Here is a 21,267-nt window from a genome sequence, read left to right as displayed (position 1 = left end):
GAGAGCGTTTCTGAACGGTAATGCAGGTGGCGATTGAGTCACGGCGGGCGGGCTGAAGAAGTGCTAAAAAAGGTCGCGCCGCCAACTTTTTAAGCGGACGCTGATGTAGAAGAACTACGAATTGTACGGCCTGCCTTTGCGCTAGATCGACTTATCGCAAAAAAGCGGCGTCGCTGCGCGAGGCGTGCGCCCTATCATGCGAAGTCATGAAAGACGGCGCGCGCCGTGCATCAATCGATCGTTTCATGGGGAAAATCGTCATGTTCAAACGCATACTCGTCGCCATCGACGGCAGCCGGACTTCCGAGCGCGCCTTCACGACCGCGATCGACCTCGCCGTCACGCATCAGGCGGTCGTGCAGCCGTATTACGTCGTCGAGGCCGGCCCGATGTATCTCGACGTGCCCGGCTACGATCCGTCCTCGCTGCATTCGAGCCTGATGGAGCAAGGCGCGTCGCTCGCACGCGAAACCGCCGATCAGATGAAGGCGCGCGGCGTCACCGGCGAAGTCGTGACGATCGAAGCCACCGCGAGCGACGACGTCGCGTCGCTCATCGTCAATGCAGCGCACGCTTTCAATGCCGATCTGCTGATCATGGGCACGCACGGCCGCAAAGGCTTTCAGCGACTCATTCTCGGCAGCGTGGCCGAGCGCTGTCTGCGTCAGGCGACACTTCCCGTGCTGCTGATTCCGTCGGCGGCGGGCGATTTGTCTGAAAAAGCAACCGAATGAGGTAAAAAAATTTGATCGATGCCCTGGCTGCGTCAATTTTTCACGCAGCCGGGGTGGTGGCCTATGGGAGAATCGTTTTGTCATTCATCAACAAAACGAAGCCAAATGACCGCCATGTCCGAAGTTTCCCGTGCGCGCCGCGATTCGGCGCACTGCTCGACCTGCGCGATGCGTCATCTCTGCATGCCCGAGGGCCTGTGCGCGAACGACGTCGCCAAGCTGGAGAACATCATCTCCGTCACGCGCAAGGTCAAGCGCGGCGACGCGCTCTTTCGCGCCGGCGACCGCTTCGATTCCCTGTTCGCCGTGCGCTCCGGGTCGATCAAGACGGTCATCACGCACGACGGCGGCCGCGAACAAGTAACGGGGTTGCTGCTCGCGGGCGATGCGCTCGGCTTCGAAGGCATCGAGGAAGGCGAGCATACGTGCGACGCGATCGCGCTGGAGGACAGCTCCGTGTGCGTCGTGCCCTATTCGCTCTTCGAGCGTATGTGCCGCGAAACCGACGCGCTGCAAAAACGGCTGCATCGCATGATGAGTCACGCGGTGAACCGCGAGGCGAATCACGTCGTGCGGCTCGGCATGTTGCGAGCGGACGAGCGCGTCGCGCGGCTGCTGCTCGATTTCTCGTCGCGGCTTTCCAAGCGCGGCTACGCGTCGTCGGAATTCACGCTGCGCATGACGCGCGACGACATGGGCAGTTATCTCGGCATGACGCTCGAAACCGTGAGCCGCACGCTGTCGCGTTTCGGCAAGGCTGGCCTCATCGAGACGCAGGGCAAGTTCATCCGCATTCGCGACTTCGACGCGCTGCGCGCCGTCTGACGGAGCACCGCCCGCGATTATTGCGTGTACGCGAATAATCGCCGCCTATTTTTCAGTTGGCACGCGGTTCGCTACGGTTTAGTCTCTTTGGTTCGGCCAACGCGCGACGGCGCGCGTTCTGGTCGAATGCGAAGCAACTGGCCACCCACGGAGATTGGGCGACATGAACCGCGAACCTTCCCTGCGTCATCCGCTGCTGGAGCGCCTCGCCGAAGCGCGCCGCGTCACCGACGAGCTTTTCGACATCGTCAAGCCCGAGCATCTTTACGACAGGCCGATCGCCGAGCGGCATCGCGTCATCTTTTATGTCGGGCATCTCGAAGCCTTCGACCGCAATCTGCTCGACCAGCGGCTCTTCGATCTGCCCAGCCGGAATCCGGCTCTCGACCGGCTTTTCGCTTTCGGCATCGATCCGGTGGACGGCGGCTTGCCTACCGATGAGCCGGCCGACTGGCCCTCGCTCGACGAAGTGCGCGCATATCGCGACGGGGTTCGCGCCGATATCGACGCGCATTTCGATCCGATCAGAATCGCCGCTGAGCCGCTTTCCTCCGACGAACCGCCCGCGAAACTCCTTGAGGTAGCCATCGAGCATCGGCTGATGCACGCGGAAACGCTCGCGTACATGCTGCATCAATTGCCGGTCGATAGAAAAATCGCGCCGCCGGATGCGTTCTCGGAACGTGCCTCCGATTGCGCGCTTTCGCATGAAACCGTGCGCGTGCCGGCCGGCAGCACAACGCTCGGACTCGCGCGCGAAAGCGGTCGGTTCGGATGGGACAACGAATTCGGCGAGGAACGCATCGACGTGCCCGCGTTCGAAATCGACCGCCATATGGTCACGAACGGCGACTATCTCCGCTTCATCGATGCCGGCGGATACTGGAATCGTGATTATTGGGACGACGCCGACTGGGCGTGGAAGGAAGAGCAGCGCATTGCGCATCCGGCGTTCTGGATTCCCGGCGACGACACGCCGGACGCGTGGCAACTACGCACGATGTTCGATGAAATCGCCCTGCCGCCCGATTGGCCCGTCTACGTGAGCCATGCCGAGGCGAAGGCGTACGCGCGCTGGGCGGGCAAGTCATTGCCGACCGAGGCGCAGTGGCAACGCGCGGCATCGGGCGCGCCGCATGTCGCGGAAGGCAATTTCGATTTTCGCCGATGGGATCCGTCGCCGGTGCAGGCGCATCCGGAGAATCGCAGCGAGTTCGGCGTGGAAGGGCAATTCGGCAATGGCTGGGAATGGACGTCGACGGAGTTCGGTCCGCTGAACGGCTTCGAGCCGTTTCCGTTTTATCTCGGCTATTCAGCGAATTTCTTCGACGGAAAGCATTTTGTGATCAAGGGCGGCTCGGCGCGAACGGCCGCGTGTATGTTGCGGCCGAGTTTCCGCAACTGGTTCCAGGGGCATTATCAGTATGTGTATGCGGGGTTTCGCTGCGTGAGGAATTGAGATTGGCCCGCTTCGGACTGGATCGGGCAATTCGAAATTTTATTGGTTAAAGGTCCGCGGGAGCGGGTCGACTCCGGCCTGCGCGGGGCCCCGCTCTCGCGAGATGGGCTGCGGCAGCGACGTGAGTTGGCGCTTCCGCGATTGCGCGCAGCCGATCAAATCTTTAAGAAATGATTGACTACCGGACAATTTTTCATAGCGCGCCACATCCTAGCGCATTGTTCTGGTCGCACTTCAGTCGCTTCAACACTTGCGTCATATTATCTACGACAGGAGAAAGACAGTTGACTCTAGACAACCCGTCCCCTCCCCTAGAAATACTCACACCATGATTTTCCCTTCTCCTTTCTGACGCATCGTAGTCATGAAATACGGTATATTCATAAGGATAAATCAAAAATTCTATACTTTCATAATCTTCGTGATACCGAATTCTCACAGAGTGATGCGGCTTCTGAGGATAAAGCAACACTCCCAGAAGGCACGCAAGGATGCGCATAAGTTCAAGCCTACCCACAGCCAGTCTGAGCCCCCCTATAATTCTTCGCGAAAATTTCATCGAAACCTTTTTTAACGACCTGTTGTAGCGGGCGCGACCGGTGTCAAATCTCTTGGCATATCGTTACTCAGGATAGAAAACTAATAACGATAGAATTGCTGACGCGCGATACAGGTATTTTCTTCCTCGTGTGTCTGACGGGCCGAGAGAATGCATGTGTCTCTGACATACTCTTGCCAATCACGGCTCTCGTCTCTGGTCGAATCGGCTACCAGCTTGGAAATGAACCGATTGCGATCGCCATGCTCGTAGTATCTAGAAATGATGTCTACCGCGCGAAAAAAACCGTCGCCGCCCATACCAGAATCGATATAGTTAAGCTCACTGGTACGCGTCCTTGTCATCTGATCAAGACACGTCCAGCGATCAATCTCTGCTTCTTGTCCCGGTAACGCACTCTCGTACGCTTCTTGACACGTACGTTCTTTGTGTCTTACCCATTCCCTCTGCGCAGCTACGAGAAGGCTCCGATCTCCTTCGGAGAGTCTAGAGGCAACCTCACGATACCGCTTATTCAACCCTTGATCCGCTAATTCGAAGTTGGATTTTGCGCAGCTTTCGAGATTCTTTGTGATGCTGCTGCTACACATGGACGCGGCCGACGCCCAACCCGACAAAAAACAGGAGACGAAAATGCACGCAATAGTCATTTTAAACATCAGGTCCTCCAGTCATTTTCAACGAATTCCTTGTCCCGGATGCAAATGCAAACGATCGGCCTCAGCCGGAAATCCCTTAACGAAACTGACCGTATCCCACCATTTCAGCTCTGAATCCGCTCCAACATCTTGCCAGATGTAGGGGCCCCGTGCCCATGTCTGATGACAGCGCATTCCACTCGCTTATACCGCGCCCAGTCACTCTCTCTAGTGGGCCAATCAGCATCCTGCGCTGACCGAAGACCGCAGCGGCACTAAACTTCACGGCTTTCCCCATCAAGCATTCATTCCGTCACAGAAAGTGAGCGCGTGAACATGTTCACGGGTGCGATGCTCGCACTGTGAGCCGGTTCGCATCCCCAATAAACGCGTACGTTTCGTGCAGCGGTCACCCTTTTAATCGCCGAGTTCCGTCAAAATCACTTCTAATTCGTCAGCGCGGTCATATACCGCATTGAGAAGAAAATCTAGGCTCGTCCTTCTCGTTGTAACGTATTCACCAGCTACATGCTCGGACAGGAAACCGTAATTCCCATCTCGCCATGTAAGCCAGTCATGTTGAACTTTATCCAAAAAACTTCTGTCCGTTTCCGAAAGTCTAACCGATAACTTTCCATATACAGCGTTCAGGCGTTTTTTTTGGAGACCGATTTCTCGCGTCACACAAGCAGCCTTCCCGTCGATATTCTCACCCTTTATTATGCATCTTTGATATTCCTGCGAGTACTCTCTCGTTTCAGCCCTAACATGGGCGCTCAGCAATAAAAGTAAAATTAACACGTATCTCATGATCTCATTTAGGCTCTCGGAATTATCTGACTGGCGATTTAGTGCTGACCTAACTCAAAAGCAACTCTTTTCAGCAATGCACCAAGTTTATTGATTGAGCCCATAAATGCGCTATTCGCGCCGGATTGGTAATAGGACATAGAGCCGTTGGAGATCGCACCGTTATTTATGGGCATTTCACTAGGCACCGCGATCGACGCCCATTCCTTGGCTGCGGCGTACTGTGCATCGTCGACCGTGCCTTTACCTGTATTCACGAAGTTTGCGAGCGCACCGCCATCTTCCTTTTTTGAAAAGAAACTCAATCGTCCACTCTATTCAGCCAACCTTTGAGAAAAACGATTTGAGTTGGATCTCTGATTGTGACGTTAGTTTGGTTCTACTGCCTGATCGAGTCTGCGTCATGATTCATGGCCCATCACACCCTAATGCATTATTCTGGTTGCACTTCAGTCGCTCTAACACTTGGCGGCAATTGCCGATCGCGCCACCGCATAGTCCTGCCCCTGAAAAGGACCGGCCGTATGAATGACGGAGTCCACGCCAAGCTCAAGAAAGCGCTGTGCGAGATCTGGAGCACGGGCGTCGATGACCAGGCCCTAGGAGGGCTCCAGGCCAAGCCGCTTAGCGCGCTCGCTTGCTCGGACAGCGTTGCGTCCGCCAGCCATCACCCGAATGCCTTCGATCTGCGTGAGAGCCTTGCAGATCCGTTCACCAAAAAATCCGTAGCCCCCGATGACGAGAATCGTATGCCGATCTTTTGATCTTTGCTTGACGGTCACGCGATCGTGCTCATCGGGGACGATCGAGCGCGAAGGGAGTGTGAGCGAGCTTGTCATATCGGGTCGTGATGCCACGAATAATCCTTGATACCTGTCGAACAGGCGCTTCTCGACAGCGCTCTTCGTCGTTGGGAAGACAAGGAACTGTACCGGAACATAGCTCACGCCGCGACCTCACTTCGAGGAAGACCTAATCCAACACACAGAGACCAAGCCCACGAGCAATCGTAAACATTCGTCGCTTTGTTTCGATAGCCGCACGCGGATAGCCGATACTTGAACCGATCCACGCACATCGCGGACGACGTCTTCATGCCCCCTATGGGCGGCAACTTGCTCAGTCGCTCTACTCCCGGCACCTTCGGGTTGAGCTGAGATCGACTCTCTGACATGCGTTCTCTTTAATGCCAGGCAGAAGAGTTGACTTTGGTCATTTCTGAGGAAATCCGAAGGCGTCCTAAGGCACTCAAAAGAACCTACAAGAACTCAAAAGACTCATGAAGCTGTTGCGCGCGCTGGTACTGTTCCCGATCCGCCTAGTCGGCTCCTTACTGCTGTTCATGCTGAAGTATGGACAGGTGATTCTCAAAGCGATCTTTGGAAGCGTGTCATGGCGCGCGCCGGCATGGTCGTGCGTGGCGCTCAAAACGGTGCGTCATAAGCCCTTCCATGCCGCAGGCGCACTCCTCATCGCAGGGAGCGCCTGGTACGGATGGCACTGGTATCAGCACAGACCCCGGCCCGTCGAGCCGAACCTTGCGACATTCAAGGTCGTAGCGCCGGAGGTGAGTTCATACGTGGATTCCGACGGTCGGCCCAAAATCTCCCCACATCCGCTTGAGTTGCGCTTTTCGCGATCCGTAGCTGCACTCGAGCGCGTTGGCAAGCCGGTCACGGGTGGCATCACCATGAGCCCTTCCCTCAAAGGAGATTGGACTTGGCCGGACGATCACACGTTGCGCTTCACGCCGGCAAACGACTGGCCTGTGGGTGCGCATATCAAGGCCGGCTTCGACGGGAAAGAACTCTTTGCGCCACAGATCACGCTGAAAGACGATAACTTCGAATTCGATGTAAAAAAGTTCACCGCGCGAGTCGGACCAGCCGAGCTCAGTCAGAATGCGCTCAGCCCTGCGTCCCGACAAGCGCTCATTCAGGTTCGCTTCAACTACCCTGTGGACCCAGTGGGTTTCGAAAAGCGCATTGCGCTCGCGCTTTTGGGGCGCGACGATAAACCCGTCAAGGCCTTGCGCTACTCTGTCATCTATGACGAAGCAAAACTCAACGCCTGGGTTCGTTCGGAACCCCTCGATATTCCGCGCGATGCGCTGACTGCGCGGCTCAATGTCGACAGCGGATTGAAGAGCTCACACGGCGGCAATCAGACCACGGACGCGCTGCAGGCGTCCGTCAATGTCCCGGGCCTTTACAGCCTTGCGATTGCAAAGATCTCGCCCACGCTTGTCGACAATGACCGCTTCGAGCCGGAGCAGGTTCTTGTCGTGGAAACGAGCGATGCTGTGCGTGCCGAAGAACTGGCGTCTCGCACCAAGGCATGGGTCTTGCCCAAGCGCAAGCCGGCCGTCGATCAGTCCAGCGACGGGCCGCCCTATGAGTGGCAAACCGAAGAGGTCAGTGAAGCCCTGATCAAGCAAGCCCAACCGCTCACGTTGGAATCCGTGCCGACGGATGAAGAGTACGCATCAACGCAAAGCTTCAAGTTTCGCGCGGATCCCGGCGCCCGAATCTATGTGCGCGTCGATTCCGGTCTCAAGTCGTCGGGCGGCTATCTGCTCGGCGCGTCAATGAAAACCACGCTCACCGTACCAGCCTATCCGAAGCTGCTGCGCTTCATGGCTAACGGCTCGTTGCTGTCGATGAGCGGCAGCAAGCGCATTTCCATCGTGTCGCACAATCTGCCCGGCATGAAGCTCGAAATCGGCCGCGTTGTGCCCGAGCAAATTCAGAATCTGGTGAGTTTCAACGAAGGCTCGTATGCGCAGCCTTCGCTCAAGTGGAACTTCGATGAGGATCACATCGTCGAGCGCTTCGAAGTGAAGCGCGGCTTTCCCGCGAACGATCCTGGCAAGGCGCACTATGAAGGCGTGGATCTGGGCCAGTTCATCAAGAGCGGCCGGCGAGGCGTCTTCCTGCTGCATCTGTCCGCCTTCGATCCCGCCACGAAGTCGAAGAAATCCGACGCCAGCGCCGATGACGACACGCCAGGCACGGATGCAAACGACGATTCGGACACCGACCGTGCGGACGACGCAGAGGCAAACGACAATTCACAAGACACGCGCCTGATCGTCGTGACCGATCTCGGCATGCTCGTGAAGCGCGCGCTCGACGGAAGTCAGGACGTGTTCGTGCAGTCCATCCGCACGGGACGTCCTGTGGCTGGTGCAACCGTGTCCGTGCTGGCGACGAACGGGCAAACCCTGTTCACTCAGACGACCACGCCGGACGGAGCGGCGCACTTCCCCACGTTCAAGGGGCTCGACCGGGAAAAGCGACCGCAACTCTATCTCGTGCAGAGCGGCGATGACATGTCGTTCCTGCCCGTGTCCGCGACCGACCGACGTCTGGACTTCTCTCGCTTCGATGTCGGCGGCGAGCAGAACGCGACCAATCAAGGCCAACTGTCCGCTTATCTGTTCTCCGATCGCGGTCTGTATCGTCCCGGCGAACCCGTTCACGTCGGCATGATCGTGCGCGCGGCCAATTGGGCGCGCAGCCCGGAAAATGTGCCATTGCAAGCCGAAATCGTCGACCCGCGCGGGATCACGATGAAGCGTCAGACCGTTACAGTCGATGCTTCCGGACTGACCGAATTGAGCTTCACGCCGGCCGACACCGCGCCTACGGGCGCGTGGACCGTCAATCTCTATATCGTGAAGAATCACAAACCGGCCGAGGAACCGGTTGGCAGCGTAAGCGTGCAAGTCAAGGAATTCATGCCCGATAGCATGAAGGTCGATGCGCGGTTTTCGCAGCAGGCAACCGACGGTTGGATAAAGCCCGACGGCGTGAAGGGCATCGTCGATGCGCAGAATCTGTCCGGAACGCCCGCTGCGGGCCGACGCGTGAGCGCCTCGCTGATCCTGCGCCCGACCTGGCCTTCGTTCCGTGACTGGAAGGGATATCGCTTCTTCGATCCACGTCGCGCGCAGGAGGGCTACTCGATCTCGCTCGAAGACCGCAAGACCGACGACAAGGGCCATGCCGAGTTCGACCTCGATCTCAAGAAGTACGCCGATGCGACCTATCAACTCTATTTCGAGGCGAAGACATTCGACCGAGAGGGTGCGCGCAGCGTCACGGCTGGGACGCGCACCATGGTCTCGGGCAACGACTGGCTCGTGGGCTACAAATCCGTCGACGATCTCGACTACGTGAAGCGTGGAAGCCCGCGCACGGTGCGCCTTATCGGTATCGACCCGAATGCCAAAGCGATTGCGCTCGGCGACTTGCGTGCGCAAACCGTGGAGCTACGCTATGTTTCCGTCCTCACCAAACAGGATTCCGGCGCATACAAATATGAATCGCGCATGAAAGAAGTGCCGGTCGACGAGAAGAAACTGGCGCTGCCTTCCACGGGCCTCGACTATGCACTGCGCACCGACCAGCCGGGCAATTACGCGCTGCTGATACGCCGCGCGGACGGCACGGAAGTGAACCGCATCGGGTACTCGGTCGCGGGCGAAGCCAACGTCACTCGTTCGCTCGACCGCAACGCGGAATTGCAAGTGAGTCTGAGCAAGCATGACTACAAGCCTGGCGAGCGCGTGGAGATCGCCATTCGCGCGCCTTATGCGGGCAGCGGACTCATTACCATCGAGCGCGACAAGGTGTATGCGCACGCATGGTTCCATGCGGACACGACGAGCTCCGTGCAGACCATCAAAGTGCCCGCGGACTTCGAGGGCAACGGCTATATCAATGTGCAGTACATCCGCGATCCATCGTCCGACGAGATTTTCATGAGTCCGTTGAGCTACGGCGTTGCGCCATTTTCCGTGAACCTCGACGCGCGGAGAAATACACTTACCGTCGATGCCCCTGCGCTCGTGAAGCCCGGCGAAACAGTCAACTTCAACGTGACCACGGCGCGGCCCGCGAAGGTCGTCGTGTTTGCCGTCGACGAGGGCATTTTGCAGGTCGCGCGCTACAAGCTCGCCGACCCGCTGCAATTCTTTTTCCGCAAACGCATGCTGGAAGTGGACACCTCGCAGATTCTCGATCTGATCCTGCCGGACTTCGAAAAGGTGATGGCAATGGCCGCGCCCGGCGGCGACGCCGACGACGCTGTCGGACGCCATCTGAATCCTTTCAGGCGTAAGCATGAGGAGCCTGTGGCGTATTGGTCGGGCATCGTCGATGTGAAGGGCAGCGCGCGTCTGTCCTATACCGTGCCGGACTCGTTCAACGGCAAGCTGCGCGTGATGGCGGTGGCGGTTTCGGCGGATCGCATCGGCACCTTTGAAGGTTCCACCACGGTGCGCGGCGATTTCCTGCTCTCACCGAACGTTCCCACGACGCTCGCTCCGGGCGACGAAGCGGAGCTTAGTGTAGGCGTCGCAAACAATCTCACCGGCGCGAGCGACAAGCCGGTGCCCGTGACCGTCGCGCTCTCGGCCGGTCCGCAATTTCAGGTGCTCGGGACGACGACAAGAAGTCTGTCCCTTGCGCCGTTGCACGAAGGTGTCGTGGTCTTCCGTATCAAGGCGACTCAAACGCTCGGCGCGGGTGCGCTGAATTTCGAAGCGCGCTACGGTGACAGATCGGCACGGCAGCATGTGGAAGTGTCAGTGCGTCCTGCCGCGCCGTATCGCACGCAAGTGGACTTCGGGCGGCTAGATGCGGGCGGCCATGCGAGCGTGCGCGATCTGCGTCAGATGTACGACGCCTATGCCACGCGCGAAGCGAACGTGTCGAACGCGCCGGCGGTTTTCACGGCCGGGCTCGCCGCCTACCTGGAAAACGTCGATCAAGATTGCACCGAGCCTATGACGAGTTCGATGGTGCCGCGTCTGTTCAACGTCACTGGTGTGCCGCCAGTTACTTCGCTGGAGCCGGCCCTCGGACGGGCACCGATAGCAGACATGACCGCGCAATTCTTCGACCATTTGCGCACGCGTCAGAATGCGCAAGGCGGATTCGGTCTGTGCACGGCGACTCCGGATTCCGAGCCATTCGTGTCGGCCTATGTCATGCAAGTGCTGCTCGATGCACGCGAGCGCGGCATCGTGGTGCCATCAGACATGATCGATGCCGGAAACCGCTATCTGCATCAACTCGCGTCGGACGAGCGGCTCAATTCGCTCGACCTGTTGCGGCAGCGCGCTTATGCCGTGTATTTGCTCACGCGTCAGGGCAATGTGACAACCAACGAACTGGCCGCGGTGCAAAAGCGTCTGCAAGACGGGTATCCGAAGGCGTGGAAACACGATCTTGCCGCAGCGTGGCTCGCCGCGTCTTACCAACTGTTGAAGGAAAACAAGGAAGCCGCGCAGTTGATCGCGGGACCGCAAGCGTTACTCGAACGTAAATCGTCGCGTAACGATTCATTCAACTACGGCTACTTCATCGATCCCCTTACGCGCGACGCAAGTGTGCTCTACCTCCTCGCGAAGCACTTTCCAGAGCGTGTGAGCAAGTTGCCGCCGCAAGCGATCGAGAATCTTTCGACATCGCTGGAACAGGGCTACTACAACACGTTGTCGTCCGCGTTCAGCATCCTAGCGCTGAATGCATACGCACGCGCGGGTGCGAACGGCGTCGACAAACTCGCGATCAACGAGTGGCGAGCAGGCGTCTTGCCCAAGGACATATCGTCGATTCAGGGCGATGTCCTACGCTCGGCGAAATGGGGCAACGCGGCAACGCGCGTCGACATCGTCAATGGCAGCGCGCTGCCCGCATGGTGGAGCGCGCTGCAATCCGGTTATGACCGTGCCGCGCCGGTCAAGGCGATCAGCAACGGCATCGAGATCATTCGCGAATACACGGACAAGAACGGCAAACCACTAAACAAGATCATCGTTGGCGACGAGATCGACGTGCATCTCAAAGTGCGCGCAACCAGCGACCGCAATACCGGCGATATCGCTATCGTCGATTTGCTGCCGGGCGGCTTCGAGCCAGTGCAGACGTTCCCTTCCTCTGACGTGGATGCAGCTAGCGATAACGCAGACGAGCAAGGCGACAACGGCGCGGGTACTGCAACGGCGTCGCGTTCGTCCATTGCGCAACCGGGTTCTACCTTTGCATCGGATGATGCACAGGTGCGCGAAGATCGCGTGGTGATCCACGGCCAGGCAACGAGTCATGTGCAGGAGTTCATCTATCGCATAAGAGCGACCAACGCAGGTCGTTTCAATGTGCCGCCCGCATTCGGCGAATCGCGATATGACCGCCGGATCAATGCGCAATCGGCGGGCGGCGCGATGCTCGAAGTGGAACGCTCACAGTGAGCGTTCTTCGATAGCGGCCATGCCTGCAATCCGCGTCCGGCACGACTGGCACTACTGGTTCGCGGGCGCGCTCGTCGCGTTCGCTGTGGTCGCCGGCATCCGCCTTTGGCCGCATGCGGCGTTTGCGGACTGGAAGCCGTCATCCACCGCGGTGTACGACGATCACGGCAGACTTTTGCGACTCACGCTCGCCAAGGACGATCGTTATCGGCTGTGGGTGCCGCTCGATCGCGTTTCGCCACAACTCGTCGAGGCAGTACTGCTGCACGAAGACCGATGGTATCGCTGGCATCCGGGCTTCAATCCATACGGCATCGCGCGTGGCGCGTGGGTCACGTACGTGCGAGGAGGCAGTCCGCAGGGCGGCTCCACGATCACAATGCAACTCGCGCGCTCGCTATGGCAGATCAACACGCGCACGCCGGCAGGCAAACTTCGACAGATTGTGCGCGCGGTGCAACTGGAGCTGTTCTATTCGAAGCGGCAGATCCTCGAAGCCTATCTGAACGATGTTCCGTATGGCCGCAATGTCGAAGGCGCGGGGGCGGCGAGCCTCATTTATTTCGCCAAGTCGGCGGACCACCTGAGCTTGCCCGAGGCGCTCGCGCTCGCGGTCATTCCGCAAGACCCCGCGCAACGCATACGCGCAAGGCAAACGCAGATCAACACCGCCTTGACGACCGCGCGCAATCGCCTGTATGCACGCTGGCTCATACGACATCCGGAGGACGCGGCGCAACGAGCGCTTTTCGGCCTGCCGTTAGCGCTGCGAACACTTGCGAACATGCCATTCGATGCTCCGCATGCGGTCAATCAGGCTCTCGCGGCACGAAACGCTTGGAGCGGCGAGGACAATGAAGACGCCGCGAGACTCGACACGACGATCAATGTCGACATGCAGCGGACCGTCGAACGTCAAATCAGTCGCTACGTCAATCGCTTCGGTTCGCGCGGTGTTCGAAACGCCGCCGCAATACTCGTCGATACGCGTGACATGAGCATAAAGGCCTTGGTCGGCTCGGCGAATTTTTCTGACCGGTCAATCGATGGTCAGGTGAACGGCACGCTTGCGCGACGCTCGCCGGGCTCCACGCTCAAGCCGTTCATCTACGCGCTGGGCTTCGATCAGGGAATCCTGCATCCGCAAACCGTGCTGCGCGACGTGCCGACCGCCTTCGGTCCCTACGCGCCGGAGAATTTCGATGGTCACTTCCTCGGTCCCATTACCGCAACCGATGCACTGAACCGCAGCCGCAATGTGCCCGCGGTATGGATTGCCGCGCAATTGAAGAACCCGGATCTATATCAGTTTCTGCAATCCGCGGACGTCCGGCGCATGGCGAGCCCGCAGCACTATGGCCTGTCGCTCGTGTTGGGAGGCGGCGAAGTGACCATGCAGAATCTGGCGAGCCTTTATGCGATGCTGGCAAACGACGGTCTTTACGAACCGTTGCGCTTGCGCGCGACACAGCCTCGCACGGCGCCGCGACGCCTGCTGAGCGCGCAAGCCAGCTTCATGACGATGGACATGCTACGCCAGCATTCACGTCCCGATGACGCGAGCGGCGCGGCATCATCGCGCGTGCCCGTGTATTGGAAAACGGGCACGTCATGGTCGTTCCGCGACGCGTGGACGGCAGGCGTGTTTGGGCAGTACGCGCTCGTCGCGTGGGTGGGCAATTTCGATAATTCCAGCAACGCGTCGTTCGTCGGTATCGATGCGGCCGCTCCGCTCTTCTTTCAGATCATCGATGCCATGCAGGCGGAACATCCCGTCACCCAAGGCGAACGGCATGCGCCTCGCGGCTTGAAACGCGTGCAGATTTGCCTGGCGAGCGGCGACTTGCCGAACGAATGGTGTCCGCAAAAAGGCTGGACATGGTTCATCCCGGGGAAATCGCCGATTCGCGTGAGCACGGTTCATCGGCCCGTCGTGATCGACGACGCGACAGGCAAGCCCGCGTGTGCGCCTTACGCGGACAAGCGCACGCACGTCGAAGTATTCGAGTTCTGGCCATCGGACCTACAAACGGTATTTGCGCGTGCGGGCATCCCGCGTCGGGCCGTGCCGCAAAACAACGCGTGCCACGCCAGCGGACAGATTGACGGTGAGAGCCGCGCATTCTTTCGCCACTGCGTAGCAGCACGTATGCAATACGCTCCGACCGAACCGAGTCTTCGCGGATTGCATTCACCGCAACGGCAGACGCGAGTGCTCACACGTTGTACTGGTTTGTGGACGGTGCGTTCGTCGGCGGCGTCGCGCCACGCGCGACGCTGTTTTGGGAGCCGCCGGCAACCGGAGACTATGTGGTTCGCGTCGTCGACGATCAGGGTCGCAATGATACGCGTGCGTTGAAAGTGACTCATGCGCAGTGATGCGGCGCGTCGTGAATAAAAAGCAATCCAGCGTTCGACTCAAGCGAGCCGTGCATTTTTTTCGCATTGTTTCCGTCGCATCAGTATCACTCTCGACGCATACGCAATTAACTCACTCTCTGTCGGGTTTCACGAAACGGACCGTAGATTCGTGGTACCGTACACTCCGTTCTTCAGCAACGAAGAACAAGTTCTCGGGGCGGGGTGCGATTCCCCACCGGCGGTAATCGTCCTTTGCGGGACGTAGCCCGCGAGCGCTCTGTTGCTGCTGTCGGTCAGGCGGCACTCTCAGAGGTCAGCAGACCCGGTTTGATTCCGGGGCCGACGGTACAGTCCGGATGAAAGAGAACAGGACTGGCTTTTCCTTTATCCGCGCTTCGTCGCGTGTGAAGTCGCTTGGCCGTCCTTCGCCCTGTTCACACAAACAGGCTCAAGTGCATGAACATGTCATCTTCCATCGAATCAAAAGCAGTCTCCGCAACAGACTCCGGTCGTCCTCGTGTTGCCTTCGTGCAGGCGTGCTGGCATCGCGAAATCGTCGACCAGTGCAGGACGTCCTTTTTGTCGTCCATGCAAAAGTACGGCTACGCCAACGACCATATCGACGTTTTCGAAGTCGCTGGTGCATTCGAAATTCCGCTCCATGCCAAACGGCTCGCGCAGAGCGGCCGTTATGCCGCCATCGTTGCCGCCGGGCTCGTCGTTGACGGCGGCATTTATCGGCACGAGTTCGTCGCTCAGGCAGTCATTAACGGGTTGATGCAGGTCCAACTCGAAACAGGGACGCCGGTGTTCTCGGCAGTCCTTACGCCGCACCATTTCCACAATGGCGACGAGCACGTGGGCTTCTTCAAGGAGCATTTCCTCGTCAAAGGCGCCGAGGCAGCGCATGCATGTGCGGACACCGTCCAGAAGCTGAGCGCATTGCCCATCCAGCGGTAACGCCGATCGACGACCGCATGCACAGCGTGCTTGCGGTCGTCGCGTTGGGGAGCCGCCGCTTACGACATAAACATGCCGCCGTCCACGTTTACAGTCTGACCCGTGATGTAAGCAGCGTCGTCGGACGCCAGAAACGTGACCAGCCCGGCTACGTCGCGACCGTTGCCCGCTCGCTTCATGGGGATAGCCGCAACCCATTCGGCCATGAGTTCGCCCGGCTTATAGTCGCCAAGCAGCTTGCCCCAGGCTTCATCGTTGTACGACCACATGTCGGTGGTGATGATGCCCGGGCAGAAAGCATTGACCGTGATACCGGTCGGCGCGAGTTCTTTTGCAAGACTTTGCGTGATGCCCAGCACGCCAAACTTGCTTGCGGCGTAGTGCGGCGTGTAGACGAAGCCTTGGCGCGCCTGTCCCGCAGCGGTGTTGATCAGGCGTCCCGGTTTCCCCGCGCGAAGCATGCGTGTCGCCGCTTCTTGACAGCATAAGAACACGCCCTTGGTGTTCACAGCCATTACCCTATCCCATTCGCTTTCGGTCAGATCGGGCAGCTTCGCGATGGTGACCACTCCCGCATTCTGGACCGAGACATCCACTTCGCCCAGCTTGCTTGCGACTTCATCGTAAAGTGCGACGACCTGGCTCTTGTCGGTCACATCGGTTTCGACGGAGATCGCGTCGAAGCCGGATTCGCGCAAACGCGCCGCCGCGTCGTGTACGCTTTTTTCGTTTGCGGATACACAGACCTTCGCGCCTTCCTGTGCGAATCGCTCGGCAATGCTCAGTCCGATACCGCGGCTACCGCCGGTGACAACCACTACCTTGTTCTCAAAGCGCTTCATTTCGTTAGCCATGCTTTCCCCTCTTCCAATATCAAAGACGCCCAATCCATTCCACCCATCGCGCGTGATTCTCAGCGGCGGCCTGCACACCGTTTCCCGGCTCGACGCGCCGTCCGACGACGCGCTTCGCTTGATAAGCTTCCAATGAGTCAATCAGACCTGCTTTGTCCGCTGCGAGCGCCGCAGCTCCCGCGGCAGAGATCTCGCTCAAAACGAGCGTGCTGACCGGACGGTTCAGCGTGTCTGACAGGTATTGCAACAGGAACGGCCGCTGCACGAGGCCGCCATCCAGGTACAGCTCGCGCAGAGGAACTTCAGCCGCTTGTTCCATCACCGTGATGACGTCTTTGATCTGATAGACGATCGATTCGTAAGCCGCGCGCGCGACGTGCTGCCATGAGGTCGAAAAATTGAGTCCGACGATCTGCGCGCCACCCGGATACTTCCAGTGCGGGCAGCCAATGCCGGAAAACGCCGGAATTACGAACACGCCACCGTTGTCGTATTCGGTGAACGCTTGCTCTGCCTGGGCGAAATCGCTGAAAAGGTTCAGCTTTTCCTTGAGGAATGCGGGTGTCGATCCTGCGCTAATGATGATGCCTTCCAGCGCGTAGTCCACTCGTTCGTCCGTTGCGAAGCACAGTGTCGACACGAGTCCATGCTCCGGCTCACGCGCCTTCGCTCCCACATTCATCATGATCGACGAGCCGGTGCCCATCGTGGCCTTCGCGACGCCCGGACTCAGACATCCTTCGCCTACGGCCGCGGCGTGCGAATCGCCAATCATCGAGAGTATCGGGATCGGCTTGTCCAGCAGGCCGTCGAAATCTGTCGCGCCGAAGTCGGACGAGGAAGGCCGCAACTGTGGAAAGCGCAAGCCTTGTAACCCGAATGCTTCGATCAGCTCAGCATCCCATTCAAGCGCGCTCAGATTGAGCAACATCGTCCGCGATGCGTTTGTGTAGTCGGTGCAATATGCGGCGCCTTTCGTCAAGCGATACAGTAACCAACTGTCGACGGTTCCGAAGTACGCCTCGCCAGCCGCGATCGCTTCGCACACGCGTTCGTCGTTCTCGTTGAGCCAGATCAGTTTTGTGCCAGAGAAGTACGGGTCGATCAGCAACCCTGTCTTCTTTGCAATCAGCGGCGCGAAACCGTCGTTCTTAAGACGCTCGCAGATGCTAAGCGACCGCTGGCATTGCCATGACACCGCAGGTACGATCGGCGCGCCTTGCGAGTCCCACACCACGACAGTTTCGCGCTGATTCGAGATGCCAACGCCCGCAATGTCGCCGCGATCGCCGTTGAAATTACCGAGACACTCGCCAACCGCTTTCAGCACGGAGTCGTAGAGCGCATTCGCATCTTGTTCGACGAAGCCTGTACGTGGCGTCGTACAGGCAACTGGCGAGAAGCCACGCGCGCGCACTTGTCCCTCTGCATCGAACACGAGTGCTTTGGTGCCGCTGGTGCCTTGATCGATAGCCAGAACGTATTTCATCTTTCGGACCTCAGGCGGTAAGCGCCACCATGCGCGACTGCAGACGTTGCTGCAACTGATCGATCACGACCGCGAAGATGATCACGAGACCCTTGATCACCATTTGCCAGAAGTCGCTGATGCCGCACATCACCATGCCGTCACCCAGGATGCTGATGACACACGCGCCCACGACCGACCCGAACACCGTGCCGCGTCCACCCATCAACGCGGTACCGCCGAGGACGACCGCCGCGATCGCGTTGAGTTCGTAGGTCTGACCCGTCAACGGATGCGCGGTCTGCAACTGTGCAGTGATGACGAGACCAACGAGGGCCGCGCAGAAGCCGGAAAACATGTACACGAGAAGCTTGACGCGATTCGTGCGAATGCCGGAGAAGCGCGCGGCTTGCTCATTGCCGCCGATCGCGTAGATGCGCCGGCCAAGCGGAGTCTTGCGGGCGACAAAGATAGTGATCGCGGCGAGTACAAGCAGAATCCAGACTGGCATCGACAAACCGAGAATGGTTCCGTTGCCGATGAATTCGAAGCCGGTGTTGCCGAGCGCGGGATTACCTTCGAGATCCGCAAAGGTGCTGCCGTTGTTCACGAGCAGTGCCGCACCGCGCACTACGTAGAGCATGCCGAGCGTCGCAATGAATGGCGCCACGTTGAGCGCCGTGATGAGATAGCCGTTCACCGCGCCGATCAAAGCACCCAGCAAGCACGCGATGATAGCCACTCCCCAGGGATTGAAGAACACAACGTGATGACCTATCTTCACGCCCTCAAGCAACAGATAACCTGCCGCCATGCCGCTGATGCCGACAATGGAGCCGACTGACAAATCGATACCGCCGGTCAGAATGACAAGCGTCATACCGACGGACAAGATCGCCACGACCGTGACGTGCTTCGCCATGATCAGCATATTGCCGGTCGAGAGAAAGTTTTCCGTCGCCAGTGAGAAGACGACAAGAATGGCGAATAGCGCGATGAAAATTCGCAGCTTGAGCAGGTTCACCGCGACCCGCGATGCGACGTAGGCGGTGTGCCTGTTGTGCTTTGCATGCACGGGCGTTACCGGCGGATTGGTGCTGTTGGGAGTGTTCATGGTTTCAATCTCCGGTTCTTCAGACCACGGCGGTCGCGGGCGTCGATGCGCGTACGATGCGCTCGCTGTCGTAGTGGGCGCGCTCCATGTCGGCTGTCAGCTTGCCGCTTGCCATGACAAACACGCGATTGGACACGGCCATTGCTTCGTCGAGTTCGGAAGTCGCGTAGATCACCGCGATGCCCGATTGCGCGAGTAGGCTGATCGTCTTGTAGACATCTTCTTTTGCGCCAACGTCGATGCCGCGCGTGGGCTCATCCATCAGCAACACTTTGGGCTTGGTCAGAAGCGCCTTGCCGATCACGACCTTTTGCATGTTGCCGCCCGAAAGCGACGTGATGGGCGCATCGACCGAAGTTGCCTTGATGGCAAGTTTCTTCACGATATCGTTGGCCGCTTCCACCTGCTTGTCGCGGATGAGGGCACCCACGAAGCGACGCGTGAACCGCTCCAGGCTCGACAAGGTCATGTTTTCGAGAATCGACATGAGTTGCACCATGCCTTGCTTTTGACGATCCTCGGGGACAAGGGCAATACCTGCTTCGATTCGCTTGGGAATCGACATGTCCTCGATTGCCTTGCCGGCTAATTCGATTTCGCCTAGTGCCAATGGCTGCGCGCCAAGCAGCGATTCCAGCAGTTCGGTTCGTCCCGCGCCCATCAGTCCATAAATGCCAACGACTTCACCTGCCTTGACAGAGAACGAAACATGATCGACCGCGTAGATGCCGTTCGAGCGTTTGAGAGCGAGGTCTTTCACCTTGAGGACTTCTTCGCCAATCGCATGTTGCTCGAACGCGAAGCGCTTTTTCGACGAACCCACCATCGCCTCGATGATCCATGGAATATCGATGTTGGCAATGTCGTCTTCAGCCACTAGCCGCCCGTTACGCAGCACAGTGATGCAATCGCCGATCGCCATGATCTCTTCAAGACGATGAGAGATGTAGATCACGGTGACACCGTCTTCTTTCAGCTGTCGGATGATCTTGAAGAGAATCTCCACCTCGGTCTTCGACAACGCCGAGGTAGGCTCATCCATGATGAGCACCTTGATGTGCTTCGATAGAGCCTTCGCAATTTCGACAAGCTGCTGCTGGCCGACATAGAGATCGCCGAGGCGGGTACGCGGATCGATCGCGATATTGAGGCGATCAAGCAGCACCTTCGCCTGATGATTCTCCATCTTGGAGCGAATCACGCCCGAGCTTGTCAGTTCGTTGCCGGCGAAAATGTTCTCGGCAACGGTCATGTCGGGAAAGAGGTTCAACTCCTGAAAGATGATGCCGACGCCGTGCTTCTCCGCGCTGCGTACGTCCGTGATCTGCGCCAGTTGCTCATCGATCCAGATTTCGCCGGAAGTAGGCGTTTCTGCTCCGGCGAGCAACTTCATGAGCGTGGATTTGCCTGCGCCGTTTTCGCCGATCAGCACATTAACCTTGCCGCGCCGCACCTTGTAATCGACATCGGCCAGTGCTGCCGTCCCAGGATATCGCTTGGACAGCCCACGAGTTTCGATGACGTTCACCGGGTTCTTCGTTCGAGGTTCGCTCATTTCCAGGCCACCGGTATCGCTCGAATCTCGCCCGTCGGCTCACTCCAGCTGCTGTAGACAGCAGCCACGTCGACCGCATCGCCCACCTTGAGCTTGAGTGATTGCTGCACGCGGGACACAACGAGCTTGTTGAGTTCCTGACCGAAAGCGGCGAAGCGCGTCTGATCGTCGAAGTCGCTGTACTTCACACCGGGGAAGCCGTCACGCACACCCGTTCCGACAATAACAGGGCCCGTTTCCAGCGCTACTTGAACCGGTTGTCCTCCCGGGACGGGCGCAACCTCGACGTAAGCTTTGCCGACGCGCGAAGTGGAATCGACGCGTGTCACCTTTCCTTGGACCCGGAGCCAGAAATTGCACGGGAACGCGCTGCTCTGGCGGAAACCGTACTGCTTGCATGCGTTGTCGAAGTTCTCGTTTAACGCACCGATCACTTGAGACGCCGGCTTTGCATTCTTATCGGCATACGGGATTAGCTGTTCGTTCAGGATCTTCGCGGCATCGGGTCCTTTGTGCTGACCCTGGCTGCGAATGTCGGCCAATTCAGTGTCGGTGACAACATGGCAGCCGGCCAAGCTTGCGATTGTTATACCCAGCGCCAGCGCTGGTAGCACGCGCCGGCTTGCAGAAATCTGACGAACCATGACAACCTCGCTTTACAAGCTTTTGCAC

The 21,267-nt window shown here is 58.6% G+C and carries 15 protein-coding genes, 1 pseudogene and 1 riboswitch; of the genes and pseudogenes, 8 read left to right on the top strand and 8 right to left on the bottom strand.

What is annotated here, in order from left to right:
• The first annotated feature begins 260 nt into the window (after window positions 1–260).
• The 3 genes from AWB82_RS03940 to AWB82_RS03930 all read left to right on the top strand — a co-directional run bounded on the left by AWB82_RS03940 (window position 261) and on the right by AWB82_RS03930 (window position 3,018).
• Entirely contained in the window at window positions 261–734 is a 474-nt protein-coding gene (locus tag AWB82_RS03940) for a universal stress protein (protein WP_086965982.1), read from the top strand.
• A gap of 105 nt (window positions 735–839) precedes the next feature.
• Window positions 840–1,559, top strand: coding sequence for a helix-turn-helix domain-containing protein (locus AWB82_RS03935; RefSeq protein WP_086965849.1), 720 nt, complete (start codon window positions 840–842; stop codon window positions 1,557–1,559).
• Window positions 1,560–1,722: 163 nt separating this feature from the next.
• The gene (locus AWB82_RS03930) at window positions 1,723–3,018 is read left to right on the top strand and encodes an SUMF1/EgtB/PvdO family nonheme iron enzyme (RefSeq protein ID WP_086965848.1); all 1,296 of its coding nucleotides are present in this window, start codon (window positions 1,723–1,725) and stop codon (window positions 3,016–3,018) included.
• 639 nt (window positions 3,019–3,657) lie between these two features.
• Here the strand turns inward: AWB82_RS03930 and AWB82_RS39110 are convergent.
• From AWB82_RS39110 to AWB82_RS36930, 3 genes are all read right to left on the bottom strand, one after another.
• Window positions 3,658–4,167, bottom strand: a complete 510-nt coding sequence (locus AWB82_RS39110) for a lysozyme inhibitor LprI family protein (protein ID WP_407642975.1) — start codon at window positions 4,165–4,167, stop codon at window positions 3,658–3,660.
• Window positions 4,168–4,632: 465 nt separating this feature from the next.
• Window positions 4,633–5,025, bottom strand: a complete 393-nt coding sequence (locus AWB82_RS39105; protein WP_086965846.1) for a lysozyme inhibitor LprI family protein — start codon at window positions 5,023–5,025, stop codon at window positions 4,633–4,635.
• Window positions 5,026–5,063: 38 nt separating this feature from the next.
• Complete coding sequence (locus AWB82_RS36930; protein ID WP_143756675.1) at window positions 5,064–5,330, bottom strand: hypothetical protein; 267 nt, start codon at window positions 5,328–5,330, stop codon at window positions 5,064–5,066.
• 219 nt (window positions 5,331–5,549) lie between these two features.
• On the opposite strand from AWB82_RS36930, the gene AWB82_RS03915 reads away from it, so the two are divergent.
• The 5 genes and pseudogenes from AWB82_RS03915 (at window position 5,550) to AWB82_RS03900 (ending at window position 15,604) form a co-directional block, all read left to right on the top strand.
• Complete coding sequence (locus AWB82_RS03915) at window positions 5,550–5,789, top strand: hypothetical protein (protein ID WP_086965845.1); 240 nt, start codon at window positions 5,550–5,552, stop codon at window positions 5,787–5,789.
• A gap of 926 nt (window positions 5,790–6,715) precedes the next feature.
• On the top strand, window positions 6,716–12,283 hold the full coding sequence (locus tag AWB82_RS03910; RefSeq protein WP_235023166.1) for an alpha-2-macroglobulin family protein: 5,568 nt from the start codon (window positions 6,716–6,718) through the stop codon (window positions 12,281–12,283).
• Window positions 12,189–14,318: pseudogene (gene pbpC / locus AWB82_RS03905) on the top strand (penicillin-binding protein 1C); the annotation flags it as partial. The gene AWB82_RS03910 and the pseudogene pbpC, both read left to right, overlap by 95 nt.
• A gap of 86 nt (window positions 14,319–14,404) precedes the next feature.
• Window positions 14,405–14,662, top strand: a complete 258-nt coding sequence (locus AWB82_RS38195) for a hypothetical protein (protein WP_327344093.1) — start codon at window positions 14,405–14,407, stop codon at window positions 14,660–14,662.
• 186 nt (window positions 14,663–14,848) lie between these two features.
• A riboswitch (FMN riboswitch) is annotated at window positions 14,849–15,016 on the top strand.
• An 84-nt stretch (window positions 15,017–15,100) separates the two neighbouring features.
• Window positions 15,101–15,604: a 6,7-dimethyl-8-ribityllumazine synthase gene (locus AWB82_RS03900; RefSeq protein WP_086965843.1), complete on the top strand. Its 504-nt coding sequence runs from the start codon at window positions 15,101–15,103 to the stop codon at window positions 15,602–15,604.
• A gap of 59 nt (window positions 15,605–15,663) precedes the next feature.
• Here the strand turns inward: AWB82_RS03900 and AWB82_RS03895 are convergent, their stop codons facing one another.
• The 5 genes from AWB82_RS03895 to AWB82_RS03875 are packed head-to-tail and all read right to left on the bottom strand — an operon-like array spanning window position 15,664 to window position 21,239.
• On the bottom strand, window positions 15,664–16,458 hold the full coding sequence (locus AWB82_RS03895; RefSeq protein ID WP_200818035.1) for an SDR family oxidoreductase: 795 nt from the start codon (window positions 16,456–16,458) through the stop codon (window positions 15,664–15,666).
• 19 nt (window positions 16,459–16,477) lie between these two features.
• Window positions 16,478–17,947, bottom strand: a complete 1,470-nt coding sequence (locus tag AWB82_RS03890; protein ID WP_086965841.1) for an FGGY family carbohydrate kinase — start codon at window positions 17,945–17,947, stop codon at window positions 16,478–16,480.
• Between the two features lie 10 nt (window positions 17,948–17,957).
• Window positions 17,958–19,040: an ABC transporter permease gene (locus AWB82_RS03885; RefSeq protein WP_086965840.1), complete on the bottom strand. Its 1,083-nt coding sequence runs from the start codon at window positions 19,038–19,040 to the stop codon at window positions 17,958–17,960.
• Window positions 19,041–19,059: 19 nt separating this feature from the next.
• Window positions 19,060–20,595: a sugar ABC transporter ATP-binding protein gene (locus tag AWB82_RS03880; RefSeq protein ID WP_086965839.1), complete on the bottom strand. Its 1,536-nt coding sequence runs from the start codon at window positions 20,593–20,595 to the stop codon at window positions 19,060–19,062.
• Window positions 20,592–21,239: a DUF2291 family protein gene (locus tag AWB82_RS03875; RefSeq protein WP_086965838.1), complete on the bottom strand. Its 648-nt coding sequence runs from the start codon at window positions 21,237–21,239 to the stop codon at window positions 20,592–20,594. The genes AWB82_RS03880 and AWB82_RS03875 overlap by 4 nt, the downstream gene beginning before the upstream one ends.
• Window positions 21,240–21,267 lie beyond the last annotated feature (28 nt).

Source organism: Caballeronia glebae, assembly GCF_001545035.1.
In the GTDB taxonomy this organism is placed as follows: Bacteria; Pseudomonadota; Gammaproteobacteria; order Burkholderiales; family Burkholderiaceae; genus Caballeronia; species Caballeronia glebae.
Note: the sequence above shows the minus strand (reverse complement) of the source record. Positions and strands in the feature narration are given on the sequence as shown.